We start from the raw sequence: 23,448 nt of genomic DNA on the forward strand, positions 1-23,448 counted from the left end.
TCTATGGTCTCGTTGAGGCGGCTCCCGTCACTTTATTGGTATACAAATAATCTGGACGATCGGGCCGGAAGCGTCAAGCGGGCGCCCAGCCCGGTCATTCGGCGAAGCGGTAGCTGTCGTCGCGGCGCGCCTCGGCCAGCGCCGTCTGGAAATCGGCATCGACGCTCGACCGGATCAGGTAGAGCGGCTCGCCGGTCGAGACCCGGGCACCGACCGGCACCAGCAGGTCGACCCCCGCACCCTTGTCCGCCGGCGCGCCGGCACGGCGTGCGATGCCGCCGATCTTCCAGCCGTCGATCGCGGAGACGATGCCGGACCGGGCGGCGCGGACTTCGCGCACCAGCGGCGCCAGATGCGCCGGCTTCGGATGCCGGCCCTGGGCCGCCACGATCTTGTCGAGCGCCGCGCGGGCGGCTCCCGATTCCAGCAGCGCGCGTGCCCGCCGCGCGCCGCCTTCCAGGCCGACCGCCGGATCCCACGCCAGGATCCGGCCGGCGAAGAACAGCGCCTTGTCGCGCAGGTCGTCCGGTGCTGCCGGGTCGCCGTCGAGCACCTGCAGCGCGTCGCGCACCTCGAGCGCCGGCCCGATGCCGCGGCCGATCGGACCGCTGCCGTCGGTCGCATGGGCTTCCACCACCAGGCCCAGGTGGCGCCCGACGGTCTCGAACAGGTCGATGAGTTCGCGCGCCTCTTCCGCCGTCCGCGTCTTCGCGCGCGGGCCGACCGGCACGTCGATCACGACATGGGTCGCGCCGGCGGCGAGCTTCTTGGACAGGATCGAAGCGACCGACCAGCGCACGGAATCGATGCCGAGCGGCCGGGTGATCGCGTTCATCACGTCGTCGACCGGCGAGTGGTTGATGCGTCCGTTCCAGGCGACGCAGCCGCGTGCCAGATCGACCACGCGGCGCACCTCGGCGACGCTGAGGTCGACGCGCGCCAGCACCTCCATCGCGTCGGCGGTGCCGGCCGCCGACGTGATCGCCCGTGACGAGGTCTTGGGAATGGCGATGCCGTGGGCGGCCACGATCGGCACGACGATCAGCGTGATCCGGCTGCCCGGGATACCGCCCAGCGAATGCTTGTCGGCGACGATCGGCTCGTCCCACACCAGCTTTTCCGCAAAGCGCGCCCGGACCCGCGCCAGCGCCTCGACCTCGCGATCGTCGAGCGACGAGGCTGCCGTGACCAGGAAGGCCGAGATCTCGCGATCGGCGTAGCGGCCCTCGACCACGTCGCGGATCACCATGTCGTATTGCGCCTCGTCGAGCGGCTGGCCCTGGATTTTACGGCGCAGCAGGTCGAGGCTATCCGGCGTCGGCATGCGCTCGACCAGCACCGGTGTACCCTCCGGCACGCCCAGGGCGGCGAAGGCCTGGCCCGACAGGCCGATCTCGCTGGGCTCGACGATGTCGTGCCGGTCGGTCAGGTGGACGCGCGCCCGGATGCTGCGCGCGCCGGCGACGATGTCGATGAAGCTGGGTCCCAGATATTCGCTGGCGACGACGGCGGTGCATTCGCTGTGCAGATAGGCGAAATTCTCGCGCCAGGTGTCGATGGCGACGGCACGGACGACGAGGCGACGGGGCTGGGCCTGCAGGCCGGCCAGGAAGCGTTCGATGCCGATGCGGACGTCGCCGTCGTTGACCACGATGACGGTCTCGATGCCCGCCATCGTATCCGGCACCTCGCGGGCCAAGCGGGCAGCCACATCCGCCTCGCTCTCGCGTCCCCGGCTGGCCAAGCGCTTCGCCCGCTCCTCGATCGGCGCGAACACGCGCAGCACCAGGGTGTGCGGCACCTTTGCGGCCAAGTCCGCGATGACGGTGCGCGAGACGTTGGCGACCACGTTCCGCCCGGCGCGCAATTCGTCGAGCAGGCTGCCCGGCAGGCCGTATTTCAGGCCGTGGGTATCCCAGGAGACGAGGAAGGCGCCCGCCGCGCGCCGCTGCTCGAACGTTTCCACATCGACTGCCTCGTGCGCTTCGCCGCCGGCGCTTTCTGGTCGGGTGATGACGCGGCGGGCGAACAGCCAAGCCGGATCGACGGCGAGCGCCTCGCGCGCGCCGTCGATCAGCGTGTCCTTGCCGGATCCGCTGGGACCGACGACGAGGACGAGCCGGCCCGGAGCCGCCATCGCCGGGCGCCCCCTAGACCGCCTCGTCGAGACCGATGTCGACGGCCGGGGCGGACTGGGTGATCTTGCTCGACGAGATGAAATCGACGCCGGTCTCGGCGATGCCGCGGATCGTCTCGTAGCGCACGCCGCCCGACGCCTCGAGCGGCACGCGGCCGTCGATGAAGGCCACGGCCGAGCGCATGTCGGCCAGGCTCATGTTGTCGAGCATGATCACGTCGGCGCCGGCCTCGAGCGCTTCGCGCACCTGGTCCAGCCGGTCGCACTCGACCTCGACTTTGGCCAGGATCGGCACGGCCGCCTTGGCGCGGGCCACGGCCTGGGAGATGCCGCCGCACACCGCGATGTGGTTGTCCTTGAGCATGACGCCGCTGTCGAGGCCCAGGCGATGGTTGCGGGCGCCGCCGCATAGCACCGCGTGCTTTTCCAGCGCGCGCAGGCCTGGGGTCGTCTTGCGCGTGTCGATCATCTGCGCCTTGGTGCCGGCGATGGCGGCGACGAAGCGCGCCGTTTCGGTGGCGATGCCCGACAGGCGCTGGAGGATGTTGAGCGCCGTGCGCTCCGCCGTCAGCAGGCCGCGCGCCTGGCCCGAGACCCGGGCCAGCACCGTGCCCTTGGCGACGCGGGCGCCGTCCTGGACACGGATGTCGATCGACACGCCCGGCACGTAGCGGCGGAACACGGTCGCCATCACCTCGATCCCGGCGACGACCATATCCTCACGCGCATTGACGTCGAACGTGGTGGAGGCCGCAGCATCGATGATCAGGTTGGCCGTCAGGTCGCCGTTGCCGACATCCTCGATAAGCCATTGATCGACCAGCTTTTCGGTATGCACATGATCATACATCGCGTGGATCTCCCCCGTGGCGCCTTTCGCAAAAGTACCATGGCTTCATTTGCATGCGAACGACATTTCTTTTGTGTGCGAACGATTTTTCAGAGCGGGGCGGTCGACGTTCAATCCTGCCGCAGGCATCTGATTGCATATTCGCGAAGATGTCGCCATCGCGGCGCGTGCGGCATGAAGGACAACCGGGCTGAACCGGTCGAGGCTGCTGACGGCAGAGGGGTGCGCGCCGGGTCGCCCGTGCGCTTCAGCGGTCGCTACTTGATGTTCGCGCCGACGAACGACTGCAGCTCCGGCGTCGTGGGCGTCGACAGGATCGCGCGCGACGGTCCGCTTTCCCAGATCTTGCCCTGGTGCATGAAGACCGTCAGGTCGGCGACCTTGCGCGCGAATTCCATCTCGTGGGTGACCAGGACCATGGTCATGCCGTCCCGTGCCAGCTGCTCCATCACCGCCAGCACCTCGCCGGTCAGTTCCGGATCCAGCGCCGAGGTCACCTCGTCGAACAGCATGAGCCGGGGCTGCATGGCCAGCGACCGGGCGATGGCGACGCGCTGCTGCTGGCCGCCGGACAGGTTGTCGGGATAGGCGTCGAACTTCTCCGCCAGCCCGACCTGGGACAGCACCTTTTCGGCGAGCGCCTTCGCCTCCGCCGTCTTCAGGCCCTTGGTGATGCGCGGCGACAGCATGATGTTCTGCGCCACGGTCAGGTGGGGGAACAGGTTGTAGCTCTGGAACACGATGCCGACGTCCTTGCGCAGGTCGCGCAGGTGCTTGTCGTCGCGATCGACCACGTGCCCGGCCACCTCGATCCGCCCGGACTGGAACGGCTCCAGCCCGTTCATGCAGCGCAGCAGGGTCGACTTGCCCGAGCCGCTGCGTCCGATGAGCGCCACGACCTGGCCGCGCTCGACGGTCAGCGAAACGCCCTTCAAAACCTCGATCGGGCCGAAGCTCTTGTGCACGTTCTCAATGAGGACGACCGACATGAAGAACCCTTTCGAGGTGCCGGCTTAGCCGCGACAGCGGAAAGCAGATCAGGAAATAGACGAGCGCCACGACGCCGAAGATCTCGAACGGCCGGAAGGTGGCGTTATTGACGAGCTGCCCGGCGCGCGAAAGCTCGACGAAGCCCACGACCGAGACGATCGAGGTGTTCTTCACCAGCTGGACCAGGAAGCCCACGGTCGGCGGCAGCGAGACGCGCAGCGCCTGCGGAATGATGATGTAGCGATATTGCTGGCCGCGACTGAGCGCCAGCGAAGCCGAGGCCTCCCATTGCTGGAACGGCACGGCCTCGATCGCGCCGCGCCAGATTTCGGCCAGGTAGGCGCTGACGTAGATCCCGAGCGACAGCGACGCCGCGAGCAGCGGCGGCAGTTCGATGCCGGCGAGTGACAGGCCGAAATAGGACAGGAACAGCACCATCAGCACCGGGATGGACTGGATGACCTGGATGTAGATCGTGAAGATCCAGCGGATCGTCGCGTTCTTGGACAGCCGGAGCAGCGCCACGATGCCGCCCAGGATGCCGCCGCCGATGAAGGCGATGACCGTCAGCAAGAGGGTCCAGCGGACCGCGCCGACGACGAACAGCGCTTCCGGCCAGCCGAAGGTGGTCATCATGCCGTCTCTCCCTTCGTCTGCACCCGGGCGAGCCCGGAGACGCGGGGAAACGCCAGGCGGCCGACGATGCCGAGGATGGCCTTGAGCGCCAGGGCCAGCACCAGGTAGAGCACGGTGGCGACGATGTAGCTCTCGAAGCTGCGGAACGTGCGCTGCTCGACGATCGAGGTGGCGCCCGACAGTTCCTGCGCCGAGATGAACGAGCAGATGCTGGAGGCTAGCATCATCAGCACGAACTGGCTCGACAGCGCCGGCCAGACCTTGGCGACGGCCGGGATCAGCACGACATGCTGCAGCACCTGCCGCCTGGTCAGCGCCAGCGACAGGCCGGCCTCCCGCTGGGACTTGTGGATGGAATCGACACCGGCGCGGATGATTTCGGCAGAATAGGCCGCGAGGTTGAGCGTCATGGCGAGCAGCGCCGCCTCGGCCGCGCTCAGGCGCAGCCCCAGGCCCGACAGCCCGAAGAAGATCAGGAACAGCTGCACCAGGAACGGCGTGTTTCGCATCAGCTCGACATAGGCCTCGACCACCACGCCCACGGCCCGGCCGCACAGCTGGCGCGCAGCGGTCAGCACCACGGCGAGCGCCGAGCCGAGGACGATCGCCCCCAGCGACAGCCAGATGGTCAGCAGCAGCCCTTCGAAGATCAGGTGCCATTCCGCGATGACAGGCTCGAACTGGAACTGGAAGCCCATCGGCCACCTCCCCTGCAGGCGCGCCGCCACCCCGGCGGCGCGCCGATAGCCGCAAGCGCGATCAGAACGTCGGCAGGTTCGGCAACGGAGAGCCGACCCACTTGCGGCTGATCTCGTCCAGTTCGCCGTTGAGCTTCATCAGGTAGATGACGTTGTTCAGATACTGGTGCAGCTCGAACGCGTCCTTCTTCATGGTCATGGAATTCGGCTGCGTCGAGAAGATGAACTTCTGTTCCATGTCCACGTCGCCGCGCGCCTTGATCGCCGCGTTGGACTGCGCGTCCGGGCTGGCCACCGCCTCGACCTGGCCCGAGAACAGTGCCTGCATGGTCGTCGAGTCATCCTCGAAGCGCGAGATCGTCAGGTTCAGCTCCTTCTCGCGCTTGACCAGCTCGCCCTCGACGCTCGAGCCGCGATTGACGCCGACCCGCTTGCCCTTGAGATCGGCCCAGGCCTTGATCGGATCGGACTTCTTCGCCCAGATGCCGACCTGGAAGGCGCTATAGGGAATGCTGAACATGACCGCCTTGGCGCGTTCCGCGGTCGGCGCCAGGGTCGCGACCAGGAAATCGACCTTGCCGGCCTCGAGCGCCGGAATACGCGACGGCGGGGTCAGCGGCACCATCTCCAGCGGCACGCCCATATACTTGGCGACCAGGGTCGCCACATCGGCGTCATAGCCGACCGGCGCGCCCTGGGCATCGATCGAGCCGTAGGGCGGCGCGCCGACCAGCACGCCGATGCGGACCTTGCCGCGCTTGACGATGTCGGTGACGGTCTGGGCCGAGGCACCGGTGGTCGCGAGCGCGAAACCGGCGCAGGCGGTCAGGACCAGTGCCGCCGATCGCAATGCTTTCGTGAGCTTCATCATCGTTCCTCCCCTAAGGCCGGTCTTGCCGGCGTCGTGCGTATCGTGGATGTCGCGTTCGCGCGATCTCTCCGGTCGCGGGCTGTCAGGTCGCGTCGCGCACCACGTTGGTGCAGGCTTCGCCCGCCAGGCGGCGCCGGATGTTGTCGGCGATCGTCCGTTGCCGCCGGGTGATGGTACCCATGGTCCAACCGGACATGTGCGGCGTCATCAGGATGTTCGGCAGTTCGGCGAACGGCAGCTTCGCCGGTTGCGGATGGGGGTCCGACGACGAGGGATAGCGGTACCAGGTATCGATCATCGCGCCGGCGATGCGCCCGGTCCGCAAGGCGTCATACAGCGCCTGCTCATCGATCGTGGCGCCGCGCCCGACGTTGAGGATCACGGCCTCCGGCTTCATCGCCGCGAAGGCCGCGGCGCCGACGATGCCCGTCGTTTCGTCGGTCAGGGGCACGGAGACGACGAACGCGTCGGCCGCCGCCCAGAAGGCCGGCAGCTGGTCCAGCGTATAGGCGCGGTCGACCAGGGCCGATGGTGCCACCGGGCTGCGGTTGGCGACATGCACATTCATCTCGAACGCCTTGGCGCGCGCGGCGATCGCCTTGCCGATATGGCCGAAGCCCAGCAGCCCGATGGTCGAGCCGGCGATCTCGCCATGGACCCGGCTTCGGGCACCGGCCCAATAGGTCCAGTCGCCCTGCCGCAGCCGCCGGTCGGCATCGTCCAGCGGGATCTGCCGGCGCAGCAGCGCCGCCATGACATATTCCGCAATGGCCTGTTCGTGGCCGAAGCAGTTGCACACCACGGCCGCGGCCGGCAGGGCCGCCAGATCGACCGCGTCATAGCCGGCGCCCGGCACATGGAACAGCCGCAGCCGTTCCGGGCGCGGCAGGCCGGCATCGAACTTGGCACCGACGATGGCGTCGGCCGACGCATAGGCCGCCCGATCGGCGACGCTTTCGAGCGCGTCGGGCAGGACGATGATTTCGGCATCCGCGCCGACCAGTTCGGCGAAACCCTCACTGAACGATGCGGCATTGGCGCCGTGGAAAACGATCCGCATAAGGCCCTCTCAGCGCGTCTTGATGGGTTCGATGCTGCAATCCAGCAGCGACGGGTCGATCTCGCGTTCCATGACGTCGAACATGCTGTCGACGAAGGCGACCAGCTCGTCCGACGCGGCGATGGCGCGATCGATATGGCGATTGGCCACCGCCTCGAGCACGGCCAGATGACAGTCGATCGTCGTCTGCAGGCTGAGCGCGCCCTTGATTTGGGCGTAGTGGATCCAGCCGATGCGCCGCGACATGGTGTGGAGCGGCCGCAGCGCATGCTCCAGGAACGGCTCGCCGGCGACCGCGAGGATCAGCCGATCCAGGCGCCGGTCGAACAGGTTGAACTCGTCGATGTCCATGACGTCACGGCGTTCGCGGAGCGTGCGCTGCAGGTGCAGCATCTGGTTGCGGTGGGAAGCGCCCGAGCGTTCGGCGGCGAGCCGGATCACGAATCGCTCCAGATCGGCACGCAGCGCCAGCAGCACCCGCTCGCGCGCCAGGTCGATCGGCGCAACCTGAAGGCCATGGCGAGGGCGGATGAGGATGAGCGTATCGGCTGCGAAGCGTGCCACGGCCTGGTGGACCGGCGTGCGCCCCAGGCCGGTCAGGTCCTGGAGATCCTGCAGGGCGAGCACCTGCCCCGGCTTCAGCGCGCAGGTGACGATCAGGCTTTCGATCCGGTCGTAGGCCAGCTCGAAATGGTTCATCCGGTTCTGCCGGGCCCGGGGTGCCTGATCCGCGGTTCCGACATCCGTCGAGATGCTTTCCAGCCGACGCACCGCTCGCTTGCCTTCGGTCACTACGCACCCTCCCCTTGGCCGACGTCGTGCGCCAGTCTCTGCAGCAACGATAGACATATTGTGAAATATTACAACAGGAGTTATGGATGGGCCCTCGCCCGCCCGCTTCGATCGAGGCTTCAATGATGACGATCACCGCCGTTCCGCTGACCGCCGAGGCGTTCGCGCCGTTCGGCGATGTCGTCACCCATCGCGGCGAGCCGCCGCTGATGCCCTGCGCCGATACGTTCGAGCATACGGCCGCGGCCACGCGCGTGACGATGGCGGTGCTGCGGGTCGAGGCACCGGTTCGAGGCCCGGTCGAGATCACGCGCCTGGAGCGCCATCCCCATTCGGCCCAGACCTTCATCCCGTTGAAGGGCGGCAGATCGCTGATCGTGGTATGCGGGACCGCGGCGGACGGCCGGCCGCTGCTGGCGAGCGCGCGGGCGTTCGTCGCCGGTTCGACGCAGGGCGTCACCTATCGGCGCGACGTCTGGCACCGCAGCGTCACGGCACTCGAGGCGCCCTCGGAATATGTCGTGCTGATGGTCCAGACCGAAGACGGCAGCGACAATCTGTTCGACGACCTGGACCATCCGCTGCTGGTCGAGGTGGATTGAACTGGCTCACCGTCTTTCTGTTCTTTCGGTTCGCCAGCTCTCATGGCCGGGCTTACGGAATAGTATGAACCCGCTGCAATAGACCCCCTAAAATCAGATAATCCACAGTGCCCGCGGGGGTGGCCGCGCGCCGCATCGCACGACCACCCCCGCGCCCCTGTCAGTCGTGTTCGTAGCCGTAGACCTCCGGCAGGATGAAGATCGCGGCCAGCAATCCGATCAACGGGAAGATGGCGACCATCAGCGTTGCCGTCGCCTGGCCCACCGCCGCGAACAGCGTCGGGAACAGGAAGATCGCCAGGAACGAGGGCAGTTTCACGAACATGTAGGCGAAACCGCTCGCGGTGCCGCGATATTCCGGCTTGGCGACGACGGTCGGGATCGTCATGCAGTTGGACGCGTCCCAATAATGGCCCCACAGCATGGTCGCCGCCGCGAACGGCAGGATCATGGTGTGGCCGGTATAGAGCGCGCCAGCCGCGACCAGCAGCGAGACCAGCACGATCGAGAAGCCGGCGATGCTGATGCCGCGCTGGCCGATCTTGGGGGTTAGCAGCGGGCCGACCCAGCCGGCGATGGCGGCGATGCAATAGAGCGCCATGGTGACGAGGTCGATGCCCAGCACGGACGACACACCGACCATCAGGAACAGCACCGGCAGATAGAACGCGAAGGTCGAGAACTCGCTGCCCTGCGCAAAGCAGGCGATCCAGCCGTAGAGCGTGGCGCGCCAGCGGATCGGGTCCTTGCGGATGTCGGCCAGGAACGCGGACGGGCGCGGCTTCGGCACCACGATGTCCTCGTCGGGCAGCATGTCGAGATTGTCGCCGAACATCTGGTTCGAGACCTGCTTGGCCTCGCGGAACCGACCGTGACGGATCAGCCAGACCGCCGTCTCCGGCAGGTCGTGGCGCATCAGCAGGATGACGAGCGCCGGCAGCGCGCCGAGGCCGAGCGTCACGCGCCAGATGATCTCATGGTCCAGGTTGGCGACCAGAAACACCGCGATGACCGCGAGCGTCGCCACTTCGCCGATCGCGAACATGAACTGCCAGCGGTTGCCCATGATCTCGCGCTTGCCCTTGGGCATGGATTCCATGATGTAGGTGTAGCCGTTGGAGATGTCGCTGCCGAGCGGAACGCCCAGGACGAAGCGCACCACCACGAGCCAGCCGACGCTGGTCACGAAGGCCTGCATCAAGGCCAGGATGATGAACAGGATCATCGTCGCCAGGAACATCACGCGCCGGCCGATCTTGTCGGACAGCCAGCCGCCCAAGAGCGCGCCGACCAGGGCACCGCCCTGGGTGCCGGCGGCGGCCAGGCCCAGAAGCCACGGGTCCGGATGATACTGGTCGCGGATGAAGACCAGGACGAACGCGATCGAGTAGAGGTCCCAGGCCTCCACCAGGATCGACGACATCATCAGCCAACCGACGCGGTTGCCCTTGGGATTGTACTTGCTCACGAGATGCCGGACGGCACCGTCCATGGCGGTCTGCTGCGATGCTGCGATCGACACCGACTTCCTCCCCACTCTTGTTGTTGATTTGCCGCCCGGCCGCAATGCGGCCGATCGGAGTATGCTTTTGACCAATCCTCCGACTATATCGTCGGTTTTTGCTGGTTTGCCAAGAGCGTCAACGTACCAGTCCTGCGCGCCGTCCGATCGTCGTCAATATCCGGCGAGGCGCGGCAACGTCGTGGTGATCTGCGGAACGAGCGCGATCAGGATCAGGCACGCGAGCAGAAGGCCCAGGTACTTCATGATCGGCCAGACCGTCTCTTCGAGCTTAACCCCGCCGATCAGGCAAGAGCCATAGAGTCCAAGGCCGAGCGGCGGCGCGAACAGGCCGATGCCCATGCCGATGACCAGCACCACGCCATAGTGCAGCGGGTCGATGCCGAGCTGGCGGGCGACCGGCATCAGCAGCGGGCCGAAGATGATGAGCGCCGCGGCCCCTTCCAATACGGATCCCATGACGATCAGGATCGCGATCGACAGCAGCAGGAACAGCCAGCTGCCGTGCGCAGCCGAGATCGACACGAGCAGCTCCGCGATCGCGTGCGGGATCTGCTGCAGGGTCAGCACATAGGCGAGGCTCTGTGCCGTCGCCACGATGAACAGCACCATGCCCGATCGCACGGCCGCATGACGCAGCACGGTCCCAAGGCCGCGCCAACTGGTCTCGCGGAACGCGAGCGCCCCGATCACGACGGCATAGGCGACGGCGAAGGCGGAGATTTCGGTCGCCGTCGCGAAGCCGGAGCGATAGCCGCCGAAGATCATCGCGATCAGCCCGAATGCCGCGAGGCCGCTCGTCCACATGCCGCGCTTGCCGCCGGTCTCCGCACCCAGGACGACCGGCGTGGTCGTCCGGCTGCCCAGCAGGATCACCAGGCCGATGAGCGCGAGTGCCATCAGCGCCGACGGCAGCAGCCCGGCCATGAACAGCCCGCCGATCGACAGGTTGGTGACGAAGCCCAGGATGATCAGGTTGACGCACGGCGGGATGGTTTCCGCCATCACCGCGGAGGCGGCGAGCAGCGCCACCGCATCGCCGGCCTTCTGGCCGGACTTGCGGGCCGCCGGCACCAGCACCGACCCGACGGCGGCTACGTCGGCCATCTTGGAGCCGGAGATGCCGGAGAACACGACCATGCTCAGCACCATCACCACGTCGAGGCCGCCGCGCAGGCGGCCGACGCCGCGCTGCAGCAGCGCGATCAGGCGCACGGACATGCCGTTCGCTTCCATCAGATAGCCGACCAGGATGAAGAACGGCACGGCGAGCAGCACGAAATTGTCGATGCCACGCGCCATCTGCTGCGCGAAGATCTCGCCGGGCAGCAGGTCGCCCATCCAGATATAGACGAGCGTGGACAAGGCCAGCACGAACGCAATCGGCATGCCGGCAACAAGCGATCCGACGAATGCGAGCCCCATCAGCCACGGCATGCCCGGCAGGGTATCCGGCGCATAGGCACCCCAGCCCCAGAAGACCACCGCGATGACGGCGACCACCGCGATTGCCACCAGCAAACGGCTTCGGTCATGGGCCAGCAGACGGTCGAGCGCGAACACGGCGAAGGCCAGCGCGGCCAGGCACAACGGGCCGAAGAACGCCTCCTGCGGGATGCCGGCACCGACCGTCTGCCCCGCCGTGTCGGCCAGCAATTGCCAGCCGTTCCAGGCAAGCGCACAGGCCACGGCCAGGATGACCACGTCGACCACCGCCTCGACCCGGATGCGGTGGCGCGGGGCGAGGCGGTCGACGAAGAACGTCACCCCGGCATTCTCGCCCCGGGCGAGCGCCGCCGCGGCCCCCAGGAAGCTGACGGCCAGCAGCAGCGTGCGGGCCACGTCGTCGCTCCAGACCACGGAGGCGTCGAACAGATAGCGCGACAGCACCGAACCGATCACGACGAACAGATCGACGACGAGCAGAACCGCCGCGGCGACTTCGACCGCCCAGAGCAGCGCCGCCACGAGACGCGGCCACGCGCCGCGCCGCGACAGCCGGGTCACCGGCTCAAGCCTTCTCGGTCGCGCGGACCGCGTCGATCATCGCCTTCGCCCCGGGGGTGGACTTGGCGAACGTGTCCCACAGCGGCATCACGCGCTCGCGGAAGGCGGCGCGGTCGCATTCGTGCACCTCCACGCCCTTGGCCTTCAGCTCGTTCACGGCGTCGCTCTCGACGCTCGCGGCGCGGGTGAACCAGTCGTCGGTCGCCTCGCGGATCGCCCGCAGCAATCCCTCGCGCTGGTCGGCCGGCAGGCGCTTCAGCGTGCGGTCGCTGACAAAGGCGCCGAACGGCGTGTGGATGTGACGGGTGTAGGTGAAGGTTTTGGCCGTCTCGTAGAACTTGGCCGACAGGATGGTGGGCGCATCATGCTCCATGCCGTCGATCACGCCGGCCTGAAGGCCGGTATAGATCTCGCCGAACGCCATCGGCGTCGCCGCAGCCCCCATCAGGCGCACCGTCTCGGTCACCGTCGGGCTGGGCAGGCAGCGGATCTTGTGTCCCGCCAGGTCGGCCGGTTCCTTGAAGGAAAATTTGGTGATGAAATTGCGGGCACCGATGTTGCGGCCCCAGGCCGGGAAATGGGTCCCCGCCTTGTCGACCAGCAATTGCTGCAGCCCGGCGCCGGCCGGCGTGGCGGTGGCACGCAGCAGGTGGTCGTAGTCCTGGAACAGAAAACCCAGGTCGAACACGCCGAATTCCGGCACCAGGTTGGTCCAGATCGAGGCGCCGACCAGCATGGCATCGACCACGCCGAGCCTGACCTGGTTGGCGACGTCCGCCTCCTGGCCCAGTTGGTTATCCGGAAAGAATTGCGTGGTGACCGCCCCGCCGGTCGCCGCCTGCAGGCGCGGCAGGAACAGGTCGTACCAGATGCGCGCCGTCGAGAATTTCGGATCGTTCGGATAAGAGGTCGAGACCTTCAGCACCGTCGCAGCCTGGGCGCGGCCGATCAGGGTGGGGGCGGCAAGGGCGAAGGTCGAAGCGGCGACGAACGCCCGGCGCGAGAGTGTCCCTGTCATTTTTGTTCTTTCTGGATGAGGGGCGTCAAAGCACGGCGAGCATGCCGCCATCGACATAGATGATCTGGCCGTTGACATAGTCGGAGGCGGCGGAGGCCAGGAAAACCGCGGTGCCGACCAGCTCGCCAGGTTTGCCCCAGCGTTTGGACGGCGTCCGTCCGACGACCCAGGCGTTGAAGGTCGGGTCGTCGACCAGGGCCTGGTTCATGTCGGTCAGCATGTAGCCGGGACCGATCGCATTGGCCTGGATGCCGTGCTGGGCCCACTCGGCGGTCATGGCGCGGGTCAGCATCTTGATGCCGCCCTTCGCCACCGTGTAGGGCGCGACCGTCGCGCGCGCCGCGTCGCTGGTCAGCGAGCCGATGTTGACGATCTTGCCATGGCCGCGCGGGATCATCCGCTTCGCTGCCTCGCGCCCGATGACGAAGGCACTGGTCAGATTGGTCTCGATCACCCGGCGCCAATCGACGGTGTCCAGTTCGATCATCGGGCGGCGGAACTGGATGCCGGCGTTGTTGACCAGGATGTCGACCGCGACGCCTTGCGCATCCAGCGCCTCGAAGGCGGCGGTGATTTCCTCCTCGTTCGTGACGTCGAAGCGGGCCTCGTGCACCGTATGGCCGGCAGCGCGCATCTCGGCTGCCGCGGTGGCCAACCTCGTGCCGTCGGCGCCGTTCAGCACGACGGCGGCACCGGCCACGGCCAAGCCCTCGGCCATGGCGCGCCCCAGGCCGCGCGACGAGCCGGTGACCAGGGCGGTCCGACCGGCGAGATCGAACAATTGCCCCTTCATCACGAGGCCACCGACCGGCGGACGATGAGGTCGGACCGCTCGAACACGGCCGGCAGCAGTTCCGTGCCCAGGCCGGGGCCGTCCATCGGCAGCACGAAGCCGTTCTCGATCACCGGCAGCACCGTGACCAGTTCCTTGTACCAGCCGGTGTAGAAGGCGCGGACGCTCTCCTGGATCAAGGTGTTGGGCTGGCTGAACGAGGCATGGATGCCGGCGATGAAGCCCACCGGGCCAATGCAGTCGTGCGGCGCGAAGGGGCGATGGTAGGTGTCGGCCATGGCGGCGATCTTGCGGCCTTCGGTCAGGCCGCCGGTCCAGCACAGGTCGGCCATCACCACATGCATGGCGTCGCGGTCGAGCATTTCCTTGTAGGGGAAGCGGCTGCCCAGCGTCTCGCTGGCGCAGGTCCACACGCTGGTGGAGCGGGCATATTCGGCGAGCGCCTGGGGCGAATTCATCCGGATCGGGTCTTCGTACCAGGTCGGATCATACTGCTCGAGGATCCGGGCCAGCTTCTTCGCCATCGGCAGGTTCCACAGCGAGTGGAACTCGACCATGATCTCGATCTTGTCGCCGACCGCCTTGCGGATCTTCTCGAACGGCTCCAGCGCCGTCTTCAGCTGGGCGGGCGAGATCGACATGCCGTCGTTTTCCATCGCCGCCGGGTCGAACGGCCAGATCTTCATGGCGGTGATGCCGGATTCCAGCAGGCTCTCGGCCACCGCGTCCGCCCGGGTCATGAAGCCGTTCAGGTCTTCGTAGGGACCGGCGGCCACCGCCTCGGCACGGTTCCAGTTGGACACCGGCTTGATGTTGGTCGAGCGGACGTAGCCATAGCCGGCGCAGGTATTGTAGACGCGCTGCTTCGGCCGGCACAGGCCGCCCAGCATCTGGTGGACCGGCTGGTCGCACACCTTGCCGAACGTATCCCACAGCGCGATGTCGACTGCGGAGGCCGCGCGATATTCCACGCCCGTGCTGGACTGCGCCATCGGCAGGTTCAGCATGTCGCGGTGGATCGCCTCGATATGCAGCGGGTTGCGGCCGAGCAGGCGTCCGGCCAGCGTATCGTGGATATGCGCCTCGACGGCGCCCGCACCATAGAAGGTCTCGCCCAATCCGATCACGCCGCTGTCGGTATGGACGCGGACCCAGATGACGTTCGCGAACTCCTCGGTTCGCAACGTCTCGATCGAGACGATCTTCATTGGCACCTCCCTTTTTTTGCCTTGCCAGCCCAGGCGCTTCTTGAGCGAAACATCCCCGGCAGGCATCACGCTAAACCTTGCTGTGAAATATCACAACATTCTATATGCTCCCGGAGCAAGATCTTCGATGAGCGTCGAGCGCTTCATCGATCCCACGACCGTTCCACGGAGCCATGCCATGAAAGCCGCCGTCATCCACGCGCCCCGCGACCTCAGGATCGAAGAGGTCGAGATCCCTGCCGTCGGTCCGAACGACGTCAAGGTCCGTATCCGTGCCGGCGGCATCTGCGGATCCGATCTGCACTATTACCAGCATGGCGGCTTCGGCACGGTGCGGCTGCAGCAACCGATGATCCTCGGCCACGAGATCGCCGGCGAGGTGATGGAGGTCGGCAGCGCCGTGACCCGCGTCCGCCCCGGCGACCGGGTCGCGGTCAACCCGAGCCAGCCGTGCGGCCATTGCCGCTTCTGCCTGGAGGGCAAGCCGAACCATTGCCTGGAGATGCGCTTCTACGGCAGCGCCATGCGCATGCCCCATGTCCAGGGCGGCTTCCGTGAAGTGCTGGTGTGCGGCGAGGCCCAGGCCCTGCCCGTTCCGACCGGGTTGGCGCTGGAGCTGGCGGCATTCGCCGAACCCTTGTCCGTATGCCTGCATGCGGCGCGTCAGGCCGGACCGCTGCTGGGCAAGCGCGTGCTGGTCACCGGTACCGGCCCGATCGGCGCACTCGCCATCCTGGTCGCCCGCCAGGCCGGCGCGCGCGAGATCGTCGCGACCGACATCACGGACACGCCCCTGGCGCTGGCGCGCAAGATCGGCGCAGATATCGCCCTCAATACCGCGAGCGATACGGATGCCCTCGCCCCCTTCAAGGCGGACAAAGGCTATTTCGATACGGTGTTCGAGGCATCGGGCAGCGCCGCCGCCCTGACCGGCGCGCTGGACGTCACGCGCCCGACCGGCACCATCGTGCAATTGGGCCTTGGCGGCGGCCCGATGACCCTGCCGGTCAACCTGCTGGTCGCCAAGGAAATCAACCTGCGCGGCACGTTCCGCTTCCACGAGGAATTCGCCTGGGCGGTCGATTTCCTGGCGGCCGGGACGATCGACGTGTCGCCCTTGTTGACCGAAGTCGTGCCGCTGGCCGAGGCGGTCCGCGGCTTCGAGCTGGCCGGGGACCGCAGCCGCGCGATGAAGGTGGTACTAGCCCTCTAAGCTGCCTCGGGTCGGACCAGGACGTATTGCGTCCGCTGCCGGTCGGCGAGCAGCGGCAGGGCTTCGCCGACGATCAGCGCCTTGAAATGCGCGGTCAGCTGGTGGGCGGCGAAGGCGGCCTCGTCGGCGAACAGCTCGTAGAACACGAAGCGGTCCGCGTCCTCCTTGCCGCGGGCGATCAGGAACAGCCTGACACCGGCCTCGGCCTGGGCCTGGGGCAGGTAGCGGCCGAGGATTTCGGCTACCCGCTCCGCCTGGCCAGGCGCCGCCTGCCACTGGGCCAGAACGACCAGACCGCCTTGGGCGCATTCGTACATTTCGGATTTTTGCATTTCGGGATCTCCTGATGGACGGGCCGGCACTGTCACCCGTCCGAGGGCCGGCGTCATGCAGGATCGGTTCGTTGCAGGACGAAGCGATCGAGCCCTTTGCGCCGCCGCACGATCGGCGCATGCTCGCTTTCCCGCAGATCGACTTCCGCGATTTTCGACGCCAAGGACATTGCCATGCCGACGAGCCCGCCGCCCCGGACCGCCAGCCGCACGCGCGAAGTGGTCGCGGCCACGATCGGCACCTTCTTCGAATGGTACGACCTGCTGATCTACGGCACCTTCGCCGTCGTGATCTCGCACCAGTTCTTCCCCGCGTCCAATCCGACGGTCGGGCTGTTCCTGACGCTGCTCACCTTCGCGTCCGCCTATCTGGTACGACCGCTGGGCGCGGTCCTGATCGGGCAATATGCCGATCGGTCCGGCCGGAAGAAGGCGCTGGTGCTGTCGGCCGGGCTGATGCTGATCGGCACGCTCATCACCGGCATCCTGCCCAACTACGAGAGCATCGGTGTCGCCGCACCGGCATTGCTGGTCGCCGCCCGACTGCTGCAGGGCTTCTCGGCCGGCGGCGAGTTCGGGTCGGCGAATACCTATCTGGCGGAGCAGAACCCGCGCCGCCGCGCGTTCTTCGCCAGCCTGCAATTCTCCACGACCGGCTTGGCGATCGTCGTCGCCGCGACCTTCGGCTTCGTGCTGAACAGCGTGCTGGCACCGGAGGCGATGAACGCCTGGGGCTGGCGCGTGCCGTTCCTGTTCGGCCTGCTGATCGGCCCGGTGGCGCTCTACATCCGCCAGGGCATCGCGGAATCACCGGATTTCGAAGCGGGACCGGCCACGGCACATCCGCTGCGCGACGCGTTGCGGCACGACAAGCTGCGCATGCTGGTCGGCGCCGGCGTGGTCTGCGCCGGCAATGTCGCCAGCTACGTCAACATCTACATGCCGACCTATGCGATCACGCAGCTGCACCTGCCGCCGACCGCGGCCTTCGCGGGCAGCATCGCCGGCGGGCTGGTCAGCACGATCTTTCCGATGGTCGCGGGCATCCTGGCCGACCGGTTCGGCAATGTCATCGTCATGAGCTGCTCGATCATCGTCGGCATCGTGATCGCCTATCCGCTGTTCCTGCTGCTGCACGCCTATCCAACCGTCGGCACCCTGGCGCTGATCCAGGCGGTGATCGGCCTGGTGTTCTACAGCTTCTACTATGCCCCGGTCGGCACCGTGCTGACCCAGCTGTTCCCGGCGAGCCGGCGGACGATCGGTTCCTCCATCAGCTATGTCGCATCCCAGACTTTCTTCGGCGGCATCACGCCGGTGGTCGTCCTCACGATGATCGACGTCACAGGCAACCCGATGAGCCCCGGCATCTATCTGAGCGTGATGGGCTGCGTGGGATTGTTCTCGCTGCTGGTCAGCCGCCGGATGGGGGTGCGCTGAGATCCGGGCACGGGCCGTACGCATAGCCCCTCCCCCAAACACGCGCTTCCCCGGTTTTCCGGGTTCGTGCCAAGCTTGGGCATAGCCCATGACGAGACCGATGCCCGCGGCAGTCGCTTGCCGGCACCGCCTCGGCCACCGCGCGACGTGATCGACGCGCGCGACCAGCAAGGTATCGAATCCCGTGTCTCAACCTGTGAAATCGTCGCGCGGCTTCGTCGTGGCCGCGGTGATGGCATCGATGTTCATGGTGGCGATCGAGGCGACGATCATCTCGACCGCCATGCCGCAGATCGTGGCAGAGCTGGGCGGCCTCGATCTTTATAGCTGGGTCTTCTCGTCGTTCCTGCTGACCCAGACCGCCATGACGGTGATGTTCGGCAAGCTGTCGGATCTCTATGGCCGCAAGCCGGTCATGCTCATCGGCATCGCCATCTTCGTCGTGGGGTCGATCTTCGCCGGCTTTGCCTGGTCCATGCCCTCGATGATCGTCTTCCGGCTGATCCAGGGCGTCGGCGCCGGCGCGGTGCAGCCGATGGCGCTCACGATCGTTGCCGATCTCTATCCGGCGAACGAGCGCGGCAAGGTCCAGGGCTGGCTCGCCAGCGTCTGGGCCTTCTCGGCGGTGGTCGGGCCGCTCGCCGGCAGCCTGATCATCCGCGACCTCTCGTGGGCCTGGGTATTCTGGATCAATGCGCCGATCGGCCTCGCTGCCGCCGTGGGCTTCACGTTCTTCCTGCGCGAGGACGTCAAGCGGCAGAAGCGCTCGATCGACTATGCCGGCGCCGGGCTGTTCGCGATCGCCATCGCGGCCCTGATGTACGCGTTGACCGAGGCCGGCAGCCTGAACGAGGCCAACACGCTGATCGCCGGCGGGTTGTTCGTCGTCTGCTCCATCCTGTTCGTCGCCCAGGAGCGGCGCGCGCCCGATCCGATGATCTCGTTCGCGCTGTGGCGCCGCCGGCCGATCGCGGCGGCGAACGGCGCCACCCTGCTGGCCGGCATGGCGCTCATGGGCCTGACGACGTTCCTGCCGATGTATGTCCAGGTCGTGCTGCAGCGTTCCGCGATCGTGGCGGGCCTTGCCCTCACCATGATGGTGCTGGGTTGGCCGACCGGTGCCACCATCGCCGCGCGCTCGTTCCAGCGCGTGGGATTGCGCCGCATCATGCTGATCGGCAGCGGACTGATCCCGGTCGGCGCGATCTTCTTCGTGACGCTGGGCCCGGACAGCTCCCCGGTCGCGGCGGCCGCGGGTTCCCTCGTCATGGGCCTGGGCATGGGCCTGCTCAGCGTCAGCTCGCTGGTGCTGATCCAGGAAATCGTCGCCTGGTCCCAGCGCGGCAGCGTGACCGCATCGAACATCTTCGCCCGCAACCTGGGCAGCACCATCGGCGCCACAGTGTTCGGCGCGGTGGTCAATTTCGGCCTCGCCCACGGTACCAATGGCGTCGCGATCACCGGCACCCAGCTGCAGCAATTGCTGCAGGCCCCGGCCGACGCGATCGCCGGCGACCCCGCGGTGCGCCTGGCGTTGCAGCATTCGCTGCACATGATGTTCTGGGCGATGTTGGCGGTCGCCCTCATCATCGCGCTGATGGTATCGCTGGTGCCGTCCATCACGCTCGGCCGTGTCCGGCAGGAAGAGCCGGCCGAGTAGCTATTTCTCCATCGTGACGAAACCGGCGTCGGCCCGGAGTGCCGTCATTCAGACGAGCTGCGGATACCCGAGGTCGATCGCCCGCTGTTCGAGCGCCAGGATGCATTCGTACTCGGCCTCGGGCACGGGGTCGAAGCCGTCGAGCAACAGGATGCCGCGGATCCAGGCATGGGCCGGGTCGCTCGCGATCTCGTCGAGGGCCGCGCGCATGATGTCGACCGTCGCATCGTCCGTGTCGCGCGCGGTGACGAACGGCAGTCCCGGCGTCGCGGCGGTCCAGCCGAGAATGCGGGTTTGTCCGACGCGTTCCGGCTCGATGCGCCCCAGATGGGCCAGCGTGACCGCATCGATCGCCGCCAGATCGGCGCCGCCATCGGCGACCAGCGCCAGGCTGCCGCGATGGGAGCCGGTCCAGGTGACGGTGCGAAAGAACGGCTGCCCCATCGCCAGTTCGGCCACGGCCGCGCGCAGCAGGTTCATCCCGGTGTTGGAATGCGGCTGGTTGGCGGCACAGCGCCGCCCCCGGAAGGTCGCCAGATCGGGGCTGGCGTCGTCGGCCCGGACGACGAGCGCGCTGCCCCACCAGGCGCCGGCGCAGCCGCCGGCCCGATAGCGGGGCGTCGCCACCAGCCGCACCCGGCCGCGCAGCGAGGTCAGCAGCGGATAGCCGCAGCTCTGCGCCAGCACCAGTGCCGGATCCTGCCACAGCTGGTCGACCGTACGGCTGCGATCGAGGCCGACTGGAACATCGTGGCCCGCTGCCGCCAGCCGCGCCGCCACGACCTGCCAGACGGCATCGTTCGCGGCCTGCAGGTCGGCGAAATCATACATCGGGAAGCCTGCCACCGGAGCGGTCATCGGGGCCGATGGACCGGGTCTTGGAGGACGCCGCGTCGGGACAACATGAAAAACGAACGTCCACGGGAAGGAGGCATTCCCATATGGTGGCTATCGACCGGTTTGTCCAACGGGAATGGGAAATCGGTATTTCAACTTCACGGCCGCGCAACTGCCCGACGCGCAAACCGTTCATGATGCGTGAGCTTCAGGAGGACACCGATGGCCAAAGTCGTCTACAAGATCGTCGAACATGACGGGGGCTGGGCCTATCAGGTCGACCACGTCTTTTCCGAAACCTATGTCTCGCACGACGTGGCCCGCCGGGCGGCCGAGCGCGCGGCGGCGGAGCAGCGTCTTTCCGGCGAGGAGGCGGCCATCTCGTTCCAGGATGCCCAGGGCCGCTGGCATGAGGAGCAGGCCGAGGGCGCCGATCGGCCCGATACGACCGTGCAGGGCTAGGAACAGGGTTCTACGGGGCTCATTCGGCGTGCCGCACGACGGCGACGTTGTGGATGTTCGATTCCGGATTGGTCCAGAACGCGTCCGCCTCGAAGCGGCGGAACAGCTCCGGCGGCAGGATCGTCGGCCGCTCGATGAACTCGACCTTGCGGCGCACCGTGTGCAGGCCGGGCGAACCGAGCGGCGCGTCGAACTCGTCGGCGCTGTATTCGACATGGTCGAAATCATGGTCGAACTGGGCCTCGCCGATGAAGTCGTAGACCCGTGCCATCGTCTCGGCCGGCCGGCGGGTGAGCGCTGCATATTCCACCAGGATCAGGCGGTCCGCCTGCTCGCCGAAGAACGCCTCGCGCAGCGCGTCGAGTGCGTATCCCACCATGCCGTCGCTCACCGCCAGCCGATTGACCCGCGTGTAGACGGTGCCGCCGGGATCGAAACCGAAGATCGCAGAGAGGTCGAGGATGTTGCGGCGGACCAGCCGCTCGATGCTGTCCATGATCCACGAGATGTTTCGGACGCAGCAGATGATCTTGGCGTTCGGGAAATGATCCGCCAGCGCCGGCAGCTTGGTGCACCACAGGCGATTGGTGTCGAACACGACCTTTTCCCGGTGTATCCCACCGTAATAATTGGGAAAGACTCCGCTCAGCAGCGCGCGTTTCTGCGCTTCGTCGATGAAGACGGCGGCCTCGTTCTTGCGGCTGACCGCGACCTGCATCGCCATGTAGATGCTGCCCAAGGGGCTGGTCATCATCGCGTGGAAGCGCGGGTTCTGCCGCAAGATCCCGGCCAGCAGCGTCGATCCCGACCGCGGCAGACCCGAGATGAAATGAATGCCGTTTTCCAATCTAGTCTCCCGCCGTCGCGATGCGATCCCCGTGTGGCCGTTCAGCAGCTAGCGTTCGCGCAAGGCATCGTGCGAGTAGCGCTGGAAGGATGAAAGCAGATAGTCCAGGACCCGTCGCTTGCCGGTCTTGATTTCCGCCGTGATCGACATGCCGGGCGCCAGTTCGACCGTATGGCCGTCGATCGTCAGGCTGTTGCGGTCGAGCGTGATGCGGGCGGTATAGACGAGCTGCCCGGACCGCTCGATGCTGGCCGGATCGTCGCCCGTGCTCTGGGATCCCTGGCGGCGCTGGTCGGCGCGCGGCTCCTCGACCGCGTCGCGCGCCAGTTCACGCACATGGCCGGGGATGAGCCCGTAGCGGGTGAAGGGAAACGTGTCGATCTTGATCTCCGCCTCCTGGCCGGTCTGGACGAAGCCGACGTCGCGGTTGGCGACCACGACCTCCGCTTCGATCCCGCCGCTGGACGGCACGATGCGCAGGATCTGCTGGGCCGGCGTCACGACACCGCCCAGAGTATGAACCGTCAGGTCCTGGACGTCGCCGTCGACCGGAGCGGTCAGGCTCTCCAGCGTCTGCTTCCGGTCGGCCTTGGCCAGTTCGGTCGAGGCCTCGGCCACTTCCCGGTTGGCCTTGGCCAGATCGGTCAGCACCGTGCGCCGGAACTGCGCCTCGGTCTGCGCGCGCTCGATCCCCAGTTCCACGAGCGAGGCTTCGGCCTCGTCATGCTTGCGCAGCTGCACGATGCGCTCGTGCTCCATCTCGACCAACTGCTGCTGCTGCTGCAGGTAGTCGAGCTTGTTGCCGTATTCGGCGGTCATGGCATGTTCGCGGATGGTGGCGCGCGCGCGCACCAGCGGCAAGGCGGCGTCGATCTTGGCGATCCCGGCCTCGACCGCTGCCTCTTCGGACCGTTTCTGCGCCGTCTGCGTGTCCAGCCGCGCGACCTTGGCGGCTTCCTCCCGCTGTTCGGCATCGAGCCGGGCGCGCGCCGCGGCCAGCAGGTCCGCAGCGGCGGCGACACGGGCGAAGGGATCACCACCCGTCGGTACCATAAGCTCGTTCAGCCTGGCCTGGTCCAGCTGCGCCTGCAGCAGCATGTCGGCATAGCGCGACCGGTCGGCCGTCGATACCGTCCGATCGAGTTCGACCAGCACGTCGCCCTGTTTCACCTTGTCGCCGTCGGCCACCAGGATCGCCCGCACCACGCCGGTTTCGTAAGGCTGCACCACCTTGGTGCTGGTGAGCGCCATGATCTTGCCCGGGGCCGATGCCACGATGTCGACATGTCCGAAATAGGACCAGACGAGGGCGGAGGCCAGGAACAGCAGGATCAGCAGCGCCGACAGGCGTGCGGTCGGCGACGCCGGCGTCTCGACGATCTCCAGTGCCGCCGGCAGGAACGCGCGCTCGACCGCGTTGCGCGGACCCGCGGCACTGGGCCGGACGAAGAACGGAATGATGCGCGCCATGGC

Annotated in this window: 22 protein-coding genes; 5 read left to right on the forward strand and 17 right to left on the reverse strand. The window is 67.2% G+C overall.

Features of this window, described 5'->3' with window-relative positions; translation table 11 throughout:
- Window positions 1-94 precede the first annotated feature (94 nt).
- From phnN to VGV37_RS21295, 8 genes are all read right to left on the reverse strand, one after another.
- Complete coding sequence (gene phnN / locus VGV37_RS21260) at window positions 95-2,137, reverse strand: phosphonate metabolism protein/1,5-bisphosphokinase (PRPP-forming) PhnN (protein ID WP_326881767.1); 2,043 nt, start codon at window positions 2,135-2,137, stop codon at window positions 95-97.
- A 13-nt stretch (window positions 2,138-2,150) separates the two neighbouring features.
- A complete protein-coding gene (nadC, locus tag VGV37_RS21265; RefSeq protein WP_326881768.1) occupies window positions 2,151-2,987 on the reverse strand; it encodes a carboxylating nicotinate-nucleotide diphosphorylase in 837 nt (278 codons plus the stop codon).
- A 257-nt stretch (window positions 2,988-3,244) separates the two neighbouring features.
- The gene (locus VGV37_RS21270; protein ID WP_326881769.1) at window positions 3,245-3,976 is read right to left on the reverse strand and encodes an amino acid ABC transporter ATP-binding protein; all 732 of its coding nucleotides are present in this window, start codon (window positions 3,974-3,976) and stop codon (window positions 3,245-3,247) included.
- Window positions 3,957-4,613: an amino acid ABC transporter permease gene (locus VGV37_RS21275; protein ID WP_326881770.1), complete on the reverse strand. Its 657-nt coding sequence runs from the start codon at window positions 4,611-4,613 to the stop codon at window positions 3,957-3,959. The genes VGV37_RS21270 and VGV37_RS21275 overlap by 20 nt, the downstream gene beginning before the upstream one ends.
- Window positions 4,610-5,311: an amino acid ABC transporter permease gene (locus VGV37_RS21280; protein ID WP_326881771.1), complete on the reverse strand. Its 702-nt coding sequence runs from the start codon at window positions 5,309-5,311 to the stop codon at window positions 4,610-4,612. Before VGV37_RS21280 ends, VGV37_RS21275 begins: the two co-directional genes overlap by 4 nt.
- Before the next feature lie 61 nt (window positions 5,312-5,372).
- The gene (locus VGV37_RS21285; protein WP_326881772.1) at window positions 5,373-6,182 is read right to left on the reverse strand and encodes a transporter substrate-binding domain-containing protein; all 810 of its coding nucleotides are present in this window, start codon (window positions 6,180-6,182) and stop codon (window positions 5,373-5,375) included.
- Window positions 6,183-6,264: 82 nt separating this feature from the next.
- The gene (locus VGV37_RS21290; protein ID WP_326881773.1) at window positions 6,265-7,242 is read right to left on the reverse strand and encodes a 2-hydroxyacid dehydrogenase; all 978 of its coding nucleotides are present in this window, start codon (window positions 7,240-7,242) and stop codon (window positions 6,265-6,267) included.
- Between the two features lie 9 nt (window positions 7,243-7,251).
- Window positions 7,252-8,034, reverse strand: coding sequence for a GntR family transcriptional regulator (locus tag VGV37_RS21295; protein ID WP_326881774.1), 783 nt, complete (start codon window positions 8,032-8,034; stop codon window positions 7,252-7,254).
- A 122-nt stretch (window positions 8,035-8,156) separates the two neighbouring features.
- Here VGV37_RS21295 and VGV37_RS21300 point away from each other — a divergent pair, with 122 nt between their 5' ends.
- Window positions 8,157-8,636: an ureidoglycolate lyase gene (locus tag VGV37_RS21300; protein WP_326881775.1), complete on the forward strand. Its 480-nt coding sequence runs from the start codon at window positions 8,157-8,159 to the stop codon at window positions 8,634-8,636.
- A 160-nt stretch (window positions 8,637-8,796) separates the two neighbouring features.
- On the opposite strand, the gene VGV37_RS21305 is transcribed toward VGV37_RS21300, so the two are convergent.
- From VGV37_RS21305 to VGV37_RS21325, 5 genes are all read right to left on the reverse strand, one after another.
- On the reverse strand, window positions 8,797-10,158 hold the full coding sequence (locus VGV37_RS21305) for an MFS transporter (protein ID WP_326881776.1): 1,362 nt from the start codon (window positions 10,156-10,158) through the stop codon (window positions 8,797-8,799).
- Between the two features lie 153 nt (window positions 10,159-10,311).
- The gene (locus tag VGV37_RS21310) at window positions 10,312-12,165 is read right to left on the reverse strand and encodes a TRAP transporter large permease subunit (protein WP_326881777.1); all 1,854 of its coding nucleotides are present in this window, start codon (window positions 12,163-12,165) and stop codon (window positions 10,312-10,314) included.
- Between the two features lie 4 nt (window positions 12,166-12,169).
- Window positions 12,170-13,183, reverse strand: coding sequence for a TRAP transporter substrate-binding protein (locus VGV37_RS21315; protein WP_326881778.1), 1,014 nt, complete (start codon window positions 13,181-13,183; stop codon window positions 12,170-12,172).
- 25 nt (window positions 13,184-13,208) lie between these two features.
- Window positions 13,209-13,976 carry an SDR family oxidoreductase gene (locus VGV37_RS21320; RefSeq protein WP_326881779.1) on the reverse strand — a complete coding sequence of 256 codons (768 nt, stop codon included), beginning with the start codon at window positions 13,974-13,976 and terminating at the stop codon, window positions 13,209-13,211.
- Window positions 13,976-15,184, reverse strand: a complete 1,209-nt coding sequence (locus tag VGV37_RS21325; protein ID WP_326881780.1) for a mandelate racemase/muconate lactonizing enzyme family protein — start codon at window positions 15,182-15,184, stop codon at window positions 13,976-13,978. The genes VGV37_RS21320 and VGV37_RS21325 overlap by 1 nt, the downstream gene beginning before the upstream one ends.
- Window positions 15,185-15,311: 127 nt before the next feature.
- On the opposite strand from VGV37_RS21325, the gene VGV37_RS21330 reads away from it, so the two are divergent.
- Entirely contained in the window at window positions 15,312-16,397 is a 1,086-nt protein-coding gene (locus VGV37_RS21330; RefSeq protein ID WP_326881781.1) for an L-idonate 5-dehydrogenase, read from the forward strand.
- On the opposite strand, the gene VGV37_RS21335 is transcribed toward VGV37_RS21330, so the two are convergent.
- Window positions 16,394-16,729 (reverse strand): antibiotic biosynthesis monooxygenase family protein, encoded by a 336-nt coding sequence (locus VGV37_RS21335; protein ID WP_326881782.1) that lies wholly within the window; start codon window positions 16,727-16,729, stop codon window positions 16,394-16,396. The two genes, VGV37_RS21330 and VGV37_RS21335, sit on opposite strands and share 4 nt — an antisense overlap.
- Window positions 16,730-16,903: 174 nt before the next feature.
- Between VGV37_RS21335 and VGV37_RS21340 the strand changes: the two genes are divergently transcribed.
- Window positions 16,904-18,169 carry an MFS transporter gene (locus VGV37_RS21340; protein ID WP_326881783.1) on the forward strand — a complete coding sequence of 422 codons (1,266 nt, stop codon included), beginning with the start codon at window positions 16,904-16,906 and terminating at the stop codon, window positions 18,167-18,169.
- Between the two features lie 184 nt (window positions 18,170-18,353).
- Window positions 18,354-19,829: an MDR family MFS transporter gene (locus tag VGV37_RS21345; RefSeq protein ID WP_326881784.1), complete on the forward strand. Its 1,476-nt coding sequence runs from the start codon at window positions 18,354-18,356 to the stop codon at window positions 19,827-19,829.
- A gap of 48 nt (window positions 19,830-19,877) precedes the next feature.
- Here VGV37_RS21345 and VGV37_RS21350 read toward each other — a convergent pair whose 3' ends face one another.
- Window positions 19,878-20,675 (reverse strand): phosphate/phosphite/phosphonate ABC transporter substrate-binding protein, encoded by a 798-nt coding sequence (locus VGV37_RS21350; RefSeq protein WP_326881785.1) that lies wholly within the window; start codon window positions 20,673-20,675, stop codon window positions 19,878-19,880.
- A gap of 213 nt (window positions 20,676-20,888) precedes the next feature.
- Between VGV37_RS21350 and VGV37_RS21355 the strand changes: the two genes are divergently transcribed.
- Window positions 20,889-21,128 carry a hypothetical protein gene (locus VGV37_RS21355; RefSeq protein WP_326881786.1) on the forward strand — a complete coding sequence of 80 codons (240 nt, stop codon included), beginning with the start codon at window positions 20,889-20,891 and terminating at the stop codon, window positions 21,126-21,128.
- A gap of 19 nt (window positions 21,129-21,147) precedes the next feature.
- Here VGV37_RS21355 and VGV37_RS21360 read toward each other — a convergent pair whose 3' ends face one another.
- Window positions 21,148-21,975: a sulfotransferase gene (locus tag VGV37_RS21360; protein ID WP_326881787.1), complete on the reverse strand. Its 828-nt coding sequence runs from the start codon at window positions 21,973-21,975 to the stop codon at window positions 21,148-21,150.
- Window positions 21,976-22,023: 48 nt separating this feature from the next.
- Window positions 22,024-23,445 (reverse strand): HlyD family type I secretion periplasmic adaptor subunit, encoded by a 1,422-nt coding sequence (locus VGV37_RS21365; RefSeq protein ID WP_326881788.1) that lies wholly within the window; start codon window positions 23,443-23,445, stop codon window positions 22,024-22,026.
- Window positions 23,446-23,448: the final 3 nt, after the last annotated feature.

The sequence above is a fragment of the Aliidongia sp. genome, assembly GCF_035943795.1.
GTDB lineage: Bacteria > Pseudomonadota > Alphaproteobacteria > ATCC43930 > CGMCC-115725 > Aliidongia.